The sequence below is a fragment of the Hazenella coriacea genome, assembly GCF_004341825.1.
In the GTDB taxonomy this organism is placed as follows: domain Bacteria; phylum Bacillota; class Bacilli; order Thermoactinomycetales; family Thermoactinomycetaceae; genus Hazenella; species Hazenella coriacea.
Map to the genome: position 1 here is coordinate 1 of NZ_SMAG01000003.1, position 16,726 is coordinate 16,726.

12 protein-coding genes and 1 rRNA gene are annotated in these 16,726 nt (G+C 41.1%); 4 read left to right on the forward strand and 9 right to left on the reverse strand.

Going from position 1 to position 16,726, the window contains the following annotated elements:
* A 16S ribosomal RNA gene (locus tag EDD58_RS06130) occupies nucleotides 1-97 on the reverse strand; the annotation flags it as partial.
* Nucleotides 98-794: 697 nt separating this feature from the next.
* Here EDD58_RS06130 and EDD58_RS06135 point away from each other — a divergent pair.
* Nucleotides 795-1,685, forward strand: a complete 891-nt coding sequence (locus EDD58_RS06135) for a DUF3153 domain-containing protein (protein WP_131923986.1) — start codon at nucleotides 795-797, stop codon at nucleotides 1,683-1,685.
* A 55-nt stretch (nucleotides 1,686-1,740) separates the two neighbouring features.
* Here the strand turns inward: EDD58_RS06135 and dapF are convergent, their stop codons facing one another.
* Together dapF and EDD58_RS06145 are read right to left on the reverse strand one after the other, a co-directional pair.
* Nucleotides 1,741-2,592 carry a diaminopimelate epimerase gene (gene dapF, locus EDD58_RS06140; RefSeq protein WP_131923987.1) on the reverse strand — a complete coding sequence of 284 codons (852 nt, stop codon included), beginning with the start codon at nucleotides 2,590-2,592 and terminating at the stop codon, nucleotides 1,741-1,743.
* Between the two features lie 25 nt (nucleotides 2,593-2,617).
* Nucleotides 2,618-5,362, reverse strand: a complete 2,745-nt coding sequence (locus EDD58_RS06145; protein WP_131923988.1) for a calcium-transporting P-type ATPase, PMR1-type — start codon at nucleotides 5,360-5,362, stop codon at nucleotides 2,618-2,620.
* Nucleotides 5,363-5,695: 333 nt separating this feature from the next.
* On the opposite strand from EDD58_RS06145, the gene EDD58_RS06150 reads away from it, so the two are divergent.
* The 3 genes from EDD58_RS06150 to EDD58_RS06160 all read left to right on the forward strand — a co-directional run bounded on the left by EDD58_RS06150 (nucleotide 5,696) and on the right by EDD58_RS06160 (nucleotide 8,797).
* The gene (locus EDD58_RS06150) at nucleotides 5,696-7,417 is read left to right on the forward strand and encodes an Rqc2 family fibronectin-binding protein (protein ID WP_131923989.1); all 1,722 of its coding nucleotides are present in this window, start codon (nucleotides 5,696-5,698) and stop codon (nucleotides 7,415-7,417) included.
* Between the two features lie 359 nt (nucleotides 7,418-7,776).
* Nucleotides 7,777-8,271 (forward strand): DinB family protein, encoded by a 495-nt coding sequence (locus EDD58_RS06155; RefSeq protein WP_165875836.1) that lies wholly within the window; start codon nucleotides 7,777-7,779, stop codon nucleotides 8,269-8,271.
* Nucleotides 8,272-8,593: 322 nt separating this feature from the next.
* Entirely contained in the window at nucleotides 8,594-8,797 is a 204-nt protein-coding gene (locus EDD58_RS06160; protein ID WP_131923991.1) for a hypothetical protein, read from the forward strand.
* Between the two features lie 52 nt (nucleotides 8,798-8,849).
* On the opposite strand, the gene pyrE is transcribed toward EDD58_RS06160, so the two are convergent.
* Genes pyrE through EDD58_RS06190 form a run of 6 tightly spaced genes read right to left on the reverse strand, consistent with a single transcriptional unit; the run spans nucleotide 8,850 to nucleotide 16,713 of the window.
* Entirely contained in the window at nucleotides 8,850-9,440 is a 591-nt protein-coding gene (gene pyrE / locus EDD58_RS06165) for an orotate phosphoribosyltransferase (RefSeq protein ID WP_131923992.1), read from the reverse strand.
* A gap of 2 nt (nucleotides 9,441-9,442) precedes the next feature.
* Complete coding sequence (gene pyrF, locus EDD58_RS06170; RefSeq protein ID WP_131923993.1) at nucleotides 9,443-10,177, reverse strand: orotidine-5'-phosphate decarboxylase; 735 nt, start codon at nucleotides 10,175-10,177, stop codon at nucleotides 9,443-9,445.
* Between the two features lie 19 nt (nucleotides 10,178-10,196).
* Nucleotides 10,197-13,415, reverse strand: coding sequence for a carbamoyl-phosphate synthase large subunit (carB, locus tag EDD58_RS06175; protein WP_131923994.1), 3,219 nt, complete (start codon nucleotides 13,413-13,415; stop codon nucleotides 10,197-10,199).
* Entirely contained in the window at nucleotides 13,408-14,496 is a 1,089-nt protein-coding gene (locus EDD58_RS06180) for a carbamoyl phosphate synthase small subunit (protein WP_131923995.1), read from the reverse strand. Before EDD58_RS06180 ends, carB begins: the two co-directional genes overlap by 8 nt.
* A complete protein-coding gene (locus EDD58_RS06185; protein WP_131923996.1) occupies nucleotides 14,496-15,815 on the reverse strand; it encodes a dihydroorotase in 1,320 nt (439 codons plus the stop codon). The genes EDD58_RS06180 and EDD58_RS06185 overlap by 1 nt, the downstream gene beginning before the upstream one ends.
* Nucleotides 15,808-16,713: an aspartate carbamoyltransferase catalytic subunit gene (locus EDD58_RS06190; protein ID WP_131923997.1), complete on the reverse strand. Its 906-nt coding sequence runs from the start codon at nucleotides 16,711-16,713 to the stop codon at nucleotides 15,808-15,810. The genes EDD58_RS06185 and EDD58_RS06190 overlap by 8 nt, the downstream gene beginning before the upstream one ends.
* Nucleotides 16,714-16,726: the final 13 nt, after the last annotated feature.

The following is a 16,726-nucleotide window of genomic DNA, read 5'->3' on the forward strand; positions in this document are numbered from 1 at the left end:
CCCGTTCGCCGCTAGGAGCCGAAGCTCCCCGCTCGACTTGCATGTATTAGGCACGCCGCCAGCGTTCGTCCTGAGCCAGGATCAAACTCTCCAAGCATAGTACTTCTTAGCGACCAGCTTAGAAGTACTTGCCCTCTATGAGGGAATGGTTGTTTGATTCTATGCTCTCAAAAAATTAACAGGTCATGGTTTCACTCTTTAGTTTTCAAGGAACACTTTTATATGAATCTCTTTTTTCATCACCATTTCGTGGCGACAAATAGAATAATATCATTATATCAAATCGAAGTCAATGGTGTTTTTACAAAAATCCAAGAAAAAAATACATATATATATATTATATGATAGTAGTATTGGAATACCCAACTGTTAGGAGTGCATCGATCAGCTAACCACATACCTACAATTTTATCTTTTACACCTATCCCTATTATGATAGAATAAATAAATAATTTTCTAGAAAAGGGGAAAGCAAGAAGATTTACACTTTTACAATGATCAAGCTATATCACTATTGAAATTGTATCGATTCCGTTTTCTCTAGCATAAAACTATGACCATAATTCAAGAGTAATTGCTCTATACATAGACTAAACCCCTTGTAAAGATCATTACACAGTCCGATTATTTCCTACTAGAAACCTATCATACCATTCAACTATCAATTCACTTCGATGATCTGCGCCACTCTAAGCACCTATAAATCATATAAAAAAAGTATATTTACCTATACTTTTATTTTGTAAAAGTTAGTGCATTCAATAAACTAAATATATCCTAAAGGAGACGCTGAAATGTTTAAATGGAAAAAGGCTAAAGTCATCTTGTTGTCTTTATTTATCGTAATGTTATTAAGTGGATGTGTTGATGCACATATGCATGTGAAGGTCAACTGGGATGGGTCTGGAGAATATGAAGTCAAGGTTTTAGCAAATGAAATGGTCCTATCTCAGTTCAATGAAATGAAACAAGAGCTGTTACAAGAGAATTACGAAGTCAAACCCGTTGATGAAGATGGAAAAACGGGTTGGATTGCGGTCAAAAAAGTAGATAATGTAATGAAAGAGCCACCTATGGAAGACTTTCAAAAAACGACTAACTCTGCAATCCAATGGTTTGAATCACGAGTAGCTTCATCTAGTGAAACTACTTATGTTAATGAACATCAAGCTCTAAAAGGGTTAACTGATGATTATAAGATTGAAGAAGGTTTGTTTTTTACCACAGTTACAATTGATACAGAGGCTGATCTATCTGACTTACTAAATCAAGGCGATTCATTCAATCAGCAGTTTGGTCAAATGATACTAGATCAGATCAATCTCAACTTCATGCTCACCCTCCCCATTGAAGCAGATGAACATAATGCGACCAAAGTCTCTGAGGATGGAAAAACCTTAACATGGAAGATTAAACCCGGTGAGAAAAACCCAATTCACTTGGTACTCTCCGTTCCTAACTTCATTACTTGGGGCATTATCATTATCGTAGCAGTCCTATTCTTCATTGTCCTGTTTGTCGTTATACTCATTTTAATGATTAGAAGAAAAAAGAAGAAAAACCAACTGAAAAATCATATGAACTTAAATTCCCAGATAAATTCACCGCAAGATTCAACGGAATCTACACCTTCTCCTTCCACAACATCAGAATCTAATGATTCTTTCCACTGGAATGATAAATAAATTAGAAAAGCAACAAGCTCACTTAATCAAGAGCTTGTTGCTTTTTTCTATGAACCTATCTCAATCCTTCAATCCATTCACCAGAAAAGACAAAGGCAGCGGGTCCAGTCATATATACATGATCATCCTCAACATTCCATTCAATTTCAAGTTCTCCTCCAGCTAAATGGAGAATCGCACGTCGATCACTTTTACCCGTTAATACTCCAGCGACTAAAGTGGCACAAGCTCCTGAACCACAAGCAAGCGTCTCTCCTACCCCACGCTCCCAGACACGCATAGTAATTTCGTTTGGAGTATGATAAGTAGCAAATTCCACATTGGTCTTTTGAGGAAAATACGAGTGAGTTTCTAGTAAAGGTCCCCATTTCTGTACAGGAAACGCTTTAGCATCAGAAACAGGAATCACAATATGCGGATTTCCCATCGAAACACCTGTAAATTGAAAGGACATATCCTTAATGGTAATGGACTGTGAGACAACAGGTTCTCCTTGTGATTCGATTAGAACTGGAATCTCAGCCGCTTTAAGCTTAGGAACTCCCATATCTACTCGGATTTGCTGAACAACTCCGTTTTCAGTGTGTAGCCAAACAGGCTGAATCCCCACTTTAGTTTCAATTAAAATCGTCTCTTTTTCCTTGGAAATACGTTCATAATAATATTTGGCAACACAACGAATCGCATTTCCACACTGTTCAGCTAGCGTCCCATCTGCGTTAAAAATTCGCATCGCAATATCAGCATCCGATGTAGGATACAAAAAGACTAATCCATCAGCACCAATTCCTTGATGGCGATTACACCACTGAATCGCCATTTTTGAAGCTACTTTGACCTCTGGTGGGTGATCTTGAGTAATCAGAATAAAGTCATTTCCTAGACCATGCATTTTTGTGAATTTCATAGATGATAAAACTCCTTTGTTGTCATCAGTTTCCTGTGAGTGGTTTTTTCAAACCCTCTTGATTCGGTTGTAAACGGTCAACCAATCCTGCAATCAGTACAGGGAACGTAGAAGTTACGATAATTAAAATCCACTCCCGCATTCCCACTGAAACTGTATGGAAAATCGGTTGAAGTGGTGGATAGTAAATAACCACAAGTAACAGCAAAGCAGAAATTAAGACCGCAAGGACCAGTGGCATATTTTCTATCGGAGACCGACTAAAAATCGAGCCATTACAACGACAATCAAAAACATATATGAGTTGGGCAAAGACTAGTGTAGCAAAAGCAACAGTTTGTGCTCGAACTAAATCATCAGGGGCTTCACTATAAGTCACCCAAAAAGCAGCTAAAGAGCAAAGACCAATCAGAAGTCCACGTGTAACAATTTTCCAACCTACACCACGGGCAAACACACTTTCCCGGCTATTCCGTGGCGGGCGATGCATCGAATTTTCTTCAGCAGGATCAACTCCCAAAGCCATAGCAGGAAGTCCATCTGTCACTAAGTTAACCCATAAGATTTGTATAGGGACTAATGGCAACGGTAAACCTGCTAACATCGCCAAAAACATAATTAAAATTTCGCCCACATTACTAGCCAATAAATAGCTTATAAACTTACGAATGTTATCATATATGCTTCGTCCTTCTTCAATGGCTGAGACGATGGTGGCAAAGTTATCATTGGCTAGGACAAGTGAAGAGGCTTCTTTGGAGACATCGGTTCCAGTAATCCCCATGGCAATCCCAATATCGGCTGCTTTAATTGCCGGTGCATCATTCACACCATCCCCAGTCATAGCGACGACATGACCTTCTTTTTGTAAAGTTTTAACAATCCGAAGCTTATGTTCGGGAGACACACGAGCATATACATCGATTTCATTTACTTTTTTCTGAAATTCTTCATCGCTCATATTGTAAAAATCTTGACCCGTGACTGTCAAACCATTTACACGTTTGATCCCTAACTCTGAGGCGATTGCAACTGCTGTCGCTTGATGATCTCCTGTAATCATTACAGTCTTGATGCCAGCTTGATGACAAGTTTTGATTGCACCTTTGACCTCTTCTCTTGGAGGATCAATCATACCAGCTAGTCCTACAAAAACAAGCTGACGCTCTAGTGTATCCTCATGATAGGAAGGTCGATGATCTAACTCTCGAAACGCAAAAGCTAGGTTTCGTAATGCTTCCCCTGCGAGTTCATCATTGACTCTCAATATTTCCTTCTTTTTCGCATCTGTCAGAGTTTGAATCCTACCATGGAGAGAAATCTGTGTACACCTTTGTAAAAGGACATCAGGAGCTCCTTTACTAAACAAAAGCCGCTTCCCATTAGGTTGTTCAACAATAACAGACATCATCTTTCTCTCTGAATCAAAAGGAACTTCTTTGATTCTTTGAAATGTCTGGGCAAGTGATTGAGTTGTTAATCCTGCTTTAGCAGCAGCTACTAGCAGTGCGCCTTCGGTAGGATCACCATCCATCGTCCACTGAACTTGTTTTTTCTTCAGACCACTCGATCCTTCTGAGGACTTTAATTGAGCGTTATTACAAAGCGCACATATTTCTAACAAGCGATGCAAAGTAGGTTCTTGATTAGGTTGAATCTCCTTTTCATTCAGACGAAATCGACCTTCAGGAGTGTAGCCTGTCCCCGATACTTGTATCAGATCTCCTTGTGCCCACACATGCGTGACTGTCATTTTATTTTGTGTCAACGTCCCTGTTTTATCTGAACAGATCACTGTGGCACAGCCTAACGTTTCTACAGAGGGTAATTTTCGTACTATCGCTTTTCGTTTAATCATTCGTTGTACACCAAGTGCGAGAGCTACTGTGACAATAGCTGGTAATCCTTCTGGAATCGCTGCCACCGCTAAACTAACTCCAGCCAAAAACATGTTATAGGCATCCTGTCCATGCAAAATTCCCGTTACAACCACGACAGCAGTCAAGATCAAAGCAACCACTATTAATATTTTCCCCAGTTGTTCCAATCTTCGTTGGAGAGGGGTTTCCATCGTCTCTGTGCTTTGAATGAGATGAGCAATCCGTCCCATCTCTGTAGCCATTCCAGTATGTACGACAATGCCGATTCCTGAACCTCTCACAACCATCGTTCCCATATAACCCATATTCTTACGATCACCTAAGGAAACTTGCGAGTATGGTAATGCATGACTCGTTTTGTTAACAGGTAATGATTCTCCTGTTAATGCAGATTCTTCTATATATAAACTCTCAGCTTTGATAAATCGAACATCCGCGGGGATTCGATCTCCACTCTCAATGAAAACAATATCACCAGGAACCACTTGATCAGCCGTCATGCGATTCCAATTTCCTTCCCGTAATACTTTAGCAGTAGGTGCTGACAATTTTTTTAATGCACTTAAGGAACGCTCAGCTCTCACTTCCTGCACAAACCCTAATATGGCATTGAGCAAAACAATGGCGATAATAGCAATCGCATCTGTATATTCGCCAAGTATGCCTGAGATCAAAGTAGCTACCAACAAAACAAGTACCATAAAATCTTTAAACTGGTCCACAAAAACAAAAAAAAGGGAATTCTTCTTGCCTTCCGATAACTGATTGGGTCCAGTTTTCTTAAATCGTTCAGAGGCTTCTCGTTCACCTAAGCCAGTAGTAGGATCTACATTCAAATGAGAAGCAACTTTTTCTCCTTCCCAATTGACCCAACGAGCTGAATCTCCCAATCTTCTTCCTCCTTTATCACATCTCTTTAGCCAATGTATTCAGACAGGCTATCAAACATGCGAGATTCATGGATTTTCGTACAGGAATCTCATAAAGATTGATGAGATGCTACTGACTGATGGAGGATAGAACCTATTAAACTCCAACACTCTAGGAACTAAGGTTTCATTGCCTGATCGACATCACTAACGATGCGTTTTATTATATTTAGGCAGTGGGCTATTTTTAAGGTAATATGGTAAAAGAGAGAATGAAGACGTATTTTTGTTTTTAATGATTACTAGTATGTTCACTTGGAATTTACTGTTGATAGAAAAGGATGAAAAAACCTTATGTCATTTGATGGAATTGTTACTCGAGCCATTGTTCACGAATTGAATCAAACCTTAGTGGGAGGTCGGATCACAAAAATTTATCAATTGAGTGATGCCGAACTGTTATTTCATATCCGTGCTCAAGGAACCAATCATAAATTATTGTTATCAGCCCATCCTGCTTATCCAAGGATACATTTGACTGATCTTCTCCAAGATAATCCGAAAGAGCCGCCTATGTTTTGTATGTTAATGCGAAAACACGGTGAAGGCGCCATTATCCAATCCATTGAACAAGTAGGTTTGGAACGGGTCATTCACTTTAACTTTCGAACCCGCAATGACTTGGGCGATGAGGTAAGTAGACGTTTAATTGTGGAAATTATGGGACGTCACAGTAATCTGATCCTCGTCGATCCTGAGTCAGGTACGATCTACGATGGAATTCGCCGTGTAAGCTATGCAGTGAGCCAATATCGACAGGTTTTACCTGGAGTTCGTTATATAGAACCACCAGCTCAAAATAAACAAAATCCTTTAGAAATGGAGTCCACAAAATTTATTGGTGGGTTTGACTATAATCAGGGGCAACTGGAGAAACAGTTAATGAACCGTTTCGTCGGGATCGGTCCATTACATGCGAAAGAGATCATCAGCCATGCAGGCTTAGGTGATCGGGATCAGTTATGGCTCTCATTTCACAATTTTATGCAACAAATTCAACAACACCAGTATCAACCTACTATTACTCAAACAAAAAATAAAAGTTATTTTTCGGCATTTCCTCTCACACATATCAATGGGGAAAGCCGGTCGTTTGTATCCATGAGTGAATGCTTGGAAACTTACTTTCAAGGAAAAGCGGAAAGAGATCGTGTTCGACAACAAACTCATGACTTGATCAAAAAGTTGAAAAATGAGATCGATAAAAATGAAAAAAAAGTAGAGATTCTACGCAAAGAATTAAGCAATGCCTCCAAAGCAGATCAATACCGAATCAAAGGAGAACTTTTAACTGCTTACTTGCATCAAGTTAAGCGGGGGGATCAACAAGTCAGTGTGGTGAACTATTATGAGCCTGAATCTCCAGAGCTTATCATCACACTAGACCCACTTCTCACGCCTTCAGACAATGCACAGCGTTATTTCAAGAAATATAACAAACTGAAAGCAGCAAAAAAGTGGAATAAAGAGCAGATAGACAAAGCCCTTCATGAAATTCAATATTTAGAATCCGTTCTCGTGCAATTAGAAAACTCCTCGTTACGTGAAGTGGAACAAATTCGTGATGAGTTAGAAGAGGAAGGTTGGCTCCGTCCTTCTTCTAAAAAGCAAAAGCGAAGAAAAGCAGAGAAACCCTTACCTACCAAACTACTCTCTTCGGATGGTACACCCATCTGGGTAGGAAGAAATAATAAACAAAATGACTACTTGACTCACCAACTGGCTTCTTCTCAAGATACTTGGCTACATACCAAAGAAATCCCTGGTTCACATGTAGTGATTCGTAGCCAAGCCTATAGCGAACAAACACTCATGGAAGCTGCGATGCTAGCCGCCTATTTTAGTAAAGCACGAGAATCTAGCCAAGTTCCGGTCGATTATACTTTGATCAAACAAGTGAAAAAACCATCAGGAGCTCGACCCGGTTTTGTGATTTATGAACAACAAAAAACCGTTTATGTTACTCCAGATGAATCGCAAATCCAACTTTTATTGCGATCCACAGATAAAAGTTAGTCGACAATAAAGAACCATCTCCCGATAGTTCTATCAAAAGGTGGTTTACTTCCTAATTACTGTTTTATACACCCGGATTATGGGAAATGGAGGGTGTAGAGTACATTATACTACGATACAAAAAAATCGAATCAGGAAAAATTTTAAGCATTCGCCAATGCAGAACCCTCACCTAATGTAGGCAAAATTCTTACAAAACGCCTGTTAAATGGATCCATAACCTCATTGAATGCCATCTATGAGAGAAGGAAGTTTATCATCCATAGAGAATAGGTAGATAGAAAATATGGCGTTTTCTTCATTGAAGAATGTCACTGGAACACAAATGACAAGGACATCAAAGGGAGGATTTTGATATGATGGATCTCGATCAAGTTCGCCAAGATATATGGGAAATTATTTTACCACTAAGTGATGAAATGATTAATCAATCAGTTGGGCACGATCAATGGACCATTGCTCAAGTGTTAGATCATCTTTATCTTGTTGAACAAGCGATCGTTGGTCAACTATCTAATGAGGATTATGAAGAGGTGGATGCTTCTTTCGTTCCAAAGCCACTTGATTTTATTTTGGATCGCTCCATCAAGGTTCCTGCAGGAGATACCTTTGTGTCTAAATTTGAATTTCAATCATTAAACTCCTTAAAATCTAAGTTAGATCAATCTCGCCAACAATTACTAGAGATTGCCCATCGTTTAGGTCCCGAACAGATACAGAAAAAAGCTCAACGCCATCAGGCTTTTGGACTACTTACCTTAAGTCAATGGATTGAGTTCATTGCCTTACATGAACAACGTCATCTTGAACAAATTAAAGAGATCTCTCAAAAACTCCAAGCAAAGGATCATTAAAGTCTCATTAGGTTTGCTTCTCTAGATCAACTTTCCATTTATTCACTATAAAAACTAAGATTTCTTTATAAATGGAATGATAATCTGTTTTGTTGATGAGAGATTGATTACCTACTTTCAGAGATCTAAAGCTCGATCTTCGCCCTTCTTGAGCTTTTCCCTTCCGAAGAAGAGAAGATCCAACATCCACCTTTAGGACTTAAAATTAGACATTTTTTTGTAATGGAAACGGGTAACGGCTCATATAAAGTTATGTTATTCTTATAATGTAAAACCTTTCCTCTCTATATTCACACGAACTAAGCAAGGAGGGAAATCAATCATGAGCCATCCCCACCATGCAGAAAATCTACTGATCCCGATCACTAAAGTAGAACCTTGTGCATATTGCGGTAAAGAAGCACACTATGTGGAGATTAGTTTTGAAACTCCCATCTGCTCCCCCGAATGCGCAAAACAGATCTGGAAAGAGTATGTTGATACACAACTATCCCGTAAATTTAAGCCTGTTCATCCTGACAAATAAAAGAGTCCCCCTTTGATCCATGATGAAAGGGGGACTTATTTATGAATAACTTTTACTTTCCAGCCACACTTTTACGACTTCCAGGCTTTACGAGCGGCTTTCCTTCATGACATAATAGACATTCCGTGGCAGGGTAACTAATAATATCCATGGGTATTAAAGCGCGATAGGGAACTTGAAATGGATGATTTCCCCCACTGCGATCCACGATTGAACCTACCCCAACGATATTTTTTGCACCTTCCTGTTCTAATAAACGGATCACTTCTAGCACAGAGCCACCCGTTGTGACTACATCTTCAACGACTAAAATTCGTTCATGAGGTTCGACGGAGAAACCACGTCGCAACTCCATCTTCCCATCCTTACGTTCCGCAAAAATATTACGAACCCCCAAAGCCCGTGCAACTTCATAAGCGATAATCACTCCGCCCAATGCTGGACCGACAACCACATCGATAGATTCATCTTGGAACAAAGCAGCTACTGCTTTTCCTGCTTCTTCTGCTTCTTGGGGATGTTGTAATAATTGTGCACATTGCATATATTGTCTGCTATGACGCCCTGAGGACAAGAGAAAATGACCTTCCTTTAAAACACAAGTTCTCTCTAACGCTTCTAAGATATTCCAAGACTGTGTCATATCTATTGTTCTCTCCTCGCATGTCTGATTTCATTTAAAATGTTTTCATAGGCTTGTCTTGGGTCTTTCTGTTGAGTAATCGGTCGACCCATGACCAAATAGTCAGCTCCTGCTTCGATGGCTGATCGGGGGGTTACGACCCGTTTCTGATCTTGCGTGTCGCTACCAATCAGACGAATCCCTGGAGTCACAGCTAGAAATGACGGAGCAGTTGATTGTTTAACCATCTTTACTTCCTGCCCTGAACAGATGACTCCATGAACTCCCGATTGATAGGCTAATTGTGCGTATCGAATGACTGTCTCTTCCATGCTTCCTTGAATGCCGATTTCCTTATTGAGAACTTGTTGATCTGTACTGGTGAGCTGGGTGACACCTAAGATTTTCATCGGAGATCCTGCTGAAGGAATCGCCGCTTCAACCGCTTTTTGCATCATTGCCTGACCCCCACCAGCATGAACGGTGAGGAAGTCAACACCTAAACGGCTGAGTGACTCTACTCCTTTCGCTACTGTATTGGGGATATCGTGTAACTTTAGATCTAGAAAGATAGAATACCCTTCTTCTTTTCGCTTTGCTACCCAGGAAGGACCCACTTGAAAAAAGAGTTGATAACCAATTTTAATAAAAGGCTTCGCTTCATTTTTGTCCCAATGGTTTAAAAAGATCTCAGCTTGAGGGGCCCCCGGAAAGTCGAGGGCTATGATGATCGGGTGTTCCGTAGTGGTCTTTGACATATAATTTCCCTCCATAGGATTAGTATGAGCTCGATGATCTTTGGGTAGCTGTTGGAGAAGCCAATGGTTCAGCCGTCAGATGAATCGATTCCAAGGTGGTCAATAATGCTTCCACCGTATCTAAAGATGTTAAACAAGCAATCCCATGCTCTACAGCCTCGCGTCGTATGCGAAAACCATCCCGTTCTGGTGTTTTTCCACGAGTCCAAGTGTTTACCACAAGATCCGCTTCTCCTTGACGAATCAAATCGAGAATATGAGGTGAACCATCTTTCAGCTTGTTCACCTGTTCGACGGGTAATCCAACTTCTCGTAAAATCTGAGCTGTTCCCTCTGTAGCAACAATGCGGTACCCCAACTGGTGGAATCGTTGCATAAATGGAATGGCTTCTTGCTTTTCTTTGTCGCCAATCGTGGCTACGACTGTCCCAAATCGTGGTAAGGAGATTCCAGCAGCAATCAAGCCTTTGTATACGGCACGAGCATAGTCCCGATCACGCCCCATTACCTCTCCAGTCGACTTCATCTCAGGACCTAAAGTGATGTCAACTCGACGCAGTTTAGCAAAAGAGAAGACAGGAACTTTCACAGCAACTTCTTCCGTCTCCGACCACAATCCTCCCATGTACCCTTGTTCTTTCAAGCTTTTACCTAACATGATCTGGGTAGCCACTTGAGCCATTGGAATTCCCGTCACTTTACTGAGAAATGGAACGGTTCTTGAAGCCCGGGGATTCACTTCTAGTACAAACATTTCACCTTTATACAGGACAAACTGGATATTGATTAACCCTTTTGTTTGCAAAGCTTTTGCGATTTTCGTAGTGATCTCAACTAATTCTTTCTTTTGTGCTTCAGTAATAAATTGTGGTGGATAGACAGCGATGGAGTCTCCTGAGTGCACACCAGCCCGTTCGATATGTTCCATAATCCCTGGAATTAGCACATCTTCTCCATCACAGATCGCATCTACTTCTAACTCTTTTCCCAACAAATAACGATCAATGAGAACTGGTTGATCTGGATTCACCTTGACTGCCTCTTGCATATAGGAACGTAATTCTTTCTCACTATAAACAATTTCCATCGCTCTACCCCCTAGTACGTACGATGGACGTACCAATACGGGATAACCTAATCGTGTCGCCGTTTCTACAGCCGACTCCATAGAAGTGACTCCCTGACCAGGTGGCTGAGCAATATGAGTTTCGCTTAACAGTTGTTCAAACTTCTTACGATCTTCAGCACGGTCAATCTCCTCTAGAGAAGTTCCTAAAATCTTAATGCCTTCTTCTTTCAGATCGCGAGCTAGATTAAGAGCCGTTTGTCCACCAAACTGGACAATCACACCGATCGGCTTCTCTTTTTCGATGATATTCATCACTTCTTCACGATAGAGAGGTTCAAAGTATAAGCGATCAGATGTATTAAAGTCCGTCGATACTGTCTCAGGATTGTTATTAATAATGATCGCTTCATAACCTGCTTGTTGAATCGCCCAGATCGCATGAACGGTTGCATAATCAAATTCAACCCCTTGCCCGATCCTGATCGGTCCGGACCCCAACACAAGTACCTTGGGGCGATCCGTTTGTACCACCTCATCTTCCTGTTCATAAGTAGAATAGTAATAAGGAGTTTTCGCTTCAAACTCTGCGGCACAAGTATCTACCATTTTGTATACAGGTTGAATCCCTGCTTCGATTCTTTGCTTTTTGACCTCTTTTTCTTTGCTACCACTTAAACGACTGATGGTGTAATCCGTAAAGCCCATCCGTTTTGCTTGAAGTAAAAGTTCATCAGAAAGGCTATCTGTTTGCTCTATTGTTTTCTCTAATTGAATAATTTTAGCAATCTTATACAAGAAGAAACGGTCGATCTTCGTTAGCTGGTAAACCGTTTCTAAATCATATCCCCGTCGAAACCACTCTGCGAGTAGGAAAATCCGTTCATCATCCACATGTTCGATCCGATGGGCTAATTCCTCTGTGGACAGTTGTGTGGCTTCATTTAAGAACAGATGATCCACTCCAATCTCTAGAGAGCGGATCGCCTTTAATAGAGATTCTTCTATGGTTCTACCTAACGCCATCACTTCTCCGGTCGCTTTCATTTGCGTTCCTAATTTGCGATTAGCTGAAACAAATTTATCAAAAGGCCAACGGGGAATCTTGGTCACTACATAGTCAATCGTCGGTTCAAAACAAGCGACCGTTTCGCCCGTGACGGGATTATCAATTTCATCGAGATGATAGCCAATAGCAATTTTAGCTGCGATCCGAGCAATGGGATAGCCTGTCGCTTTGGAAGCAAGTGCACTAGAACGGCTTACACGTGGGTTTACTTCGATCACATGATAGTCAAAGCTATGGGGATCAAGGGCAAACTGAACATTACAACCACCACGAATATCTAATGCTCGAATAATCTTAAGTGCGGAAGAACGAAGGAGATGATATTCACGATCTGACAAGGTTTGACTAGGTGCAAAAACGATACTATCTCCTGTATGAACGCCAACGGGATCAAAGTTTTCCATATTGCAGACAACGATACTATGATCCTTGGCATCACGCATCACTTCGTATTCAATCTCTTTAAATCCAGCAATACTTTGCTCAATCAAACATTGTGTAATTGGACTGTATCGCAATCCATTTTCGACAATCTCACGTAGTTCTGCTTGACTTTGTGCGATTCCGCCACCCGTTCCACCTAAGGTATATGCGGGTCGGACAATAACTGGGTAGCCGTTTTGCTCAGCAAAAGATACTGCTTCTTCAACGGTATGCACAATTTCACTGTTGGGGGTTGGTTCGCCAATTTCTCTCATCAGGTTACGAAATTGATCACGATCTTCAGCACAGGTAATAGCTCGTAAATCAGTTCCTAATAGACGAACTCCTTCTCTTTCCAAAACACCTTGTTTCGCTAATTCTACCGCTAAATTTAGGCCCGTTTGACCTCCCAAGGTAGGGAGTAAGCCATCAGGACGCTCTTTGCGAATCACTTGGGTTATAAATTCGGGAGTAAGCGGTTCAATGTAAACGCGATCCGCTATATGGGTATCTGTCATAATCGTAGCAGGGTTACTGTTAACAAGAACCACTTCGATTCCTTCTTCTTTCAAAGCACGACAGGCTTGAGTACCTGCATAATCAAATTCTGCCGCTTGACCGATGACGATGGGACCAGAGCCAATGACGAGAATTTTATTTAGACTAGGGTCTTTAGGCATGAATAACTACTCCCTTCCGATTAAATGAATCCATAAGCTTGATGAATCGATCAAAGATATATCCAGAATCAAGAGGACCTGGAGCGGATTCTGGTTGAAATTGAACGGTAAAGGCAGGGTGCTCGCAATGCTCTAACCCTTCAATCGTTCCACCGTTGATGGCTATATGAGTAATCGTAAGTAATTCTTCTGGAACAGAGTCTCTTGGTACCATATATCCGTGGTTTTGCGAAGTTATCACTGTTTTTCCAGTCAATAATTCTTGGACAGGTTGATTACCATGATGACCAAATTTCATTTGTGCTGTATCAGCCCCACATGCAAGTGCAAATAACTGATGTCCCAAAGAGATTCCGAACATAGGAACTTTACCCAGCAACTTTTGAATAGTGGCAACGGCCTCAGGAAGATCTTTTGGGTTTCCGGGACCATTAGAAAGGATCACCCCATCAGGGTTAAAACGTAAGATCTCTTCCGCTGAAGTATAGGGAGGAACTGAGATCACTTCACAATTTCGCTCAAAGAGTTCTCGTTGAATATTATGTTTAGCTCCAAAGTCAATTAAGACCACTCTTTTTCCATAGTTCGGCGAGATATGAATACTTTTTGTACTTACTCTTTGAACTTGATCTTGAGGGAGAGGGTGGGTAAGCCGCTCTTTTAATTCAGCTAAAGGCTCATCGCCTGTCGTAATGATTCCCTTCATCGTTCCCTGGTTCCTAATTTTCCGTGTTAACATGCGTGTATCAATCCCAGAAATCCCTAGAATTCCAAACTCTTTTAAAAAGGTGGAAATACTTTTTTCGTTCCGCCAGTTACTCGCATATTCTGCATATTCGCGAACAATCAGTCCATGAGCATAAGGACGTAATGATTCGTAATCGTCTCGAGTTAACCCATAGTTTCCGATCAATGGATAGGTCATGGTAATCATTTGCCCACAATAAGAAGGGTCGGTTAAAATTTCTTGGTACCCCGTCATACTCGTATTAAAGACAACTTCTCCGATCGAAGAGCCTTCAGATCCAAACGAAAGTCCTGTAAATAATGTTCCATCTTCAAGTAATAGTCTGGCTTTCATCAAATCCCCTCCACTCGCTCTAAATCAATCGATCCCCATACTTTAGAGTCTTGCCAAGTTATTTTCCCGTTCCATATCGTAAGAACTGGCCATCCTTTCACTTTCCAACCAGTAAAAGGTGTATTTTTTCCTTTAGAGAGGAAGGTGTCTGGATCAATATCCCGCTCTTGTTCCAAATCGATCACTGTTAAGTCAGCGACATGACCTACTTCTAATTTCCCATAGGGTAATCCAAAGATTTCAGCTGGTTTTCTAGTCATTTTATCAACTAAGTCAGTCAAAGAAAGAATTCCTTTTAAAACAAGGTGTGTGTATAGAAGAGGAAAAGCCGTTTCCAATCCAACAATGCCAAATGGTGCGCGTTCCATCCCTACTGATTTTTCTTCAAGGGTGTGAGGAGCATGGTCAGTTGCTATCATATCAATCGTTCCGTCCTTTAATCCCGCAATCAAAGCCGATTGATCTTGTCGAGAACGGAGGGGTGGATTCATTTTCCATAAAGCATTAGGACCTGGGATATCTTCATCACAGAGTAATAAATGATGTGGAGAAACTTCAGTCGTTACCTGTTGTCCTCTAGCCTTTGCTTCACGCACTAAGCGAACTGATTGTTCTGTACTGATGTGACAGACATGATAATGAACACCCACTTCTTCCGCTAGGAGAATATCCCTACCAACATGTATTGATTCCGCTGAATTTGGAATCCCTTGTAGACCATATTTCTCAGCAAACACTCCTTCGTGAACACAACCACCTTTAGCCAAAGTATCATCCTCACAATGAGCTACCACTGACAACCCCTCTCGCTTGGCCAATTGCATAGCTTCTTTCATCATGCGACTACTTTGTACCCCTACACCATCATCAGAGACAGCAAAGATCCCCGCTTTTTTTAATGCATGCATATCTGTCAATTCTCGTCCCAGTTGACGAATTGTCATCGCTGCATAAGGAATCACTCTAGCAAAACCGGCTTTTTCTGCTTGTACTTGCACAACTTCAACAGCTTCTACTGTATCGATCACTGGACGTGTATTAGGCATACAAGCAATGGTAGTATATCCACCACGAGCCGCCGCACGAGTCCCTGTCTCGATGGTTTCTTTCTGTTCGAAACCTGGTTCACGTAAGTGTACATGTGGGTCTATCAACCCTGGAATGATCAATCTTTCATCTACATCAATCACAACTGCATCTGAATGCGAGAGATCTTCACCAATCTCACGAATGATATTGTCTTCAATTAAAAGATCCTGTTTCCTAAGTTGTTGAGTACTAGAATCAAACACGATTCCATTTTTTAATAGTCTAAGCATTTATGATCCCTCCAAAAGCTCGTTCTAAAACAGCCATACGTATAAATACACCATTAGACATTTGCTCGAAAATTTTAGATTTGGGGTGCTCTACCAAATCATGTGCGATTTCTACGCCTCGATTAACTGGGGCCGGATGCATGATGATCGACTCAGGTTTCATTACTTGCAATCGTTCTGTTGTCAGTCCGTATTGACTTAAATAATCATCTGCACCTTGAAATAGCTGTTGATCATGACGCTCAAGTTGCACCCGTAACATCATGACTACATCTGCTTGGCGAATCGCCTCATCCATGGGTACATAAGGAGCCAATTGTTCACATTCAAGATCACGCATACTAGGTGGGCCACTTAGAATAACATCTATGCCAAACGCTCTTAATGACCATAAATTAGATCGGACTACTCGGCTATGAGAGATATCACCGACAATTGCCACACAAAGGCCTTGGCAGTTACCAAAATATTTTTTGATTGTATATAGATCTAAAAGGGCTTGCGTGGGGTGGGCCCATTTACCCGCCCCCGCATTAATGACTGCACATTGTAGTGAGTGATTAAATAACTCTTTGATCTCTTGAGGTTCTCGATGTCTGATCACAATTGCTTCAACACCGATCGCCTCCAATGTTTTAACTGTATCGATCAAAGATTCACCTTTAGTGGTACTGGAAACCGCTGTTTGAAAGTTTAACACTTGCATACCTAATCTTTTCTCTGCCACTTCAAAGGAGAAGCGGGTTCGTGTACTGGGCTCAAAGAAAAGGTTGGCGACAAATTTCCCTTGTAGGGGTTGAGGCTGATCTAAGTTTGCTTCCCAATAGGCTGCTCGCTCTAATATCTCTTCTAATTCTGTCTTACTTAAGTCAATGGTATCTATCAGATGTGTAGGCATGGAAACCCCCTCC

Coding starts and splice junctions, on each gene's coding strand:
- carB (WP_131923994.1), bottom strand. CDS start 13,415: ATGCCTAAAGACCCTAGTCTAAATAAAATTCTCGTCATTGGCTCTGGT.
- EDD58_RS06135 (WP_131923986.1), top strand. CDS start 795: ATGTTTAAATGGAAAAAGGCTAAAGTCATCTTGTTGTCTTTATTTATC.
- EDD58_RS06190 (WP_131923997.1), bottom strand. CDS start 16,713: ATGCCTACACATCTGATAGATACCATTGACTTAAGTAAGACAGAATTA.
- EDD58_RS06155 (WP_165875836.1), top strand. CDS start 7,777: ATGGATCTCGATCAAGTTCGCCAAGATATATGGGAAATTATTTTACCA.
- EDD58_RS06160 (WP_131923991.1), top strand. CDS start 8,594: ATGAGCCATCCCCACCATGCAGAAAATCTACTGATCCCGATCACTAAA.
- EDD58_RS06180 (WP_131923995.1), bottom strand. CDS start 14,496: ATGAAAGCCAGACTATTACTTGAAGATGGAACATTATTTACAGGACTT.
- pyrF (WP_131923993.1), bottom strand. CDS start 10,177: ATGTCAAAGACCACTACGGAACACCCGATCATCATAGCCCTCGACTTT.
- pyrE (WP_131923992.1), bottom strand. CDS start 9,440: ATGACACAGTCTTGGAATATCTTAGAAGCGTTAGAGAGAACTTGTGTT.
- EDD58_RS06150 (WP_131923989.1), top strand. CDS start 5,696: ATGTCATTTGATGGAATTGTTACTCGAGCCATTGTTCACGAATTGAAT.
- dapF (WP_131923987.1), bottom strand. CDS start 2,592: ATGAAATTCACAAAAATGCATGGTCTAGGAAATGACTTTATTCTGATT.
- EDD58_RS06185 (WP_131923996.1), bottom strand. CDS start 15,815: ATGCTTAGACTATTAAAAAATGGAATCGTGTTTGATTCTAGTACTCAA.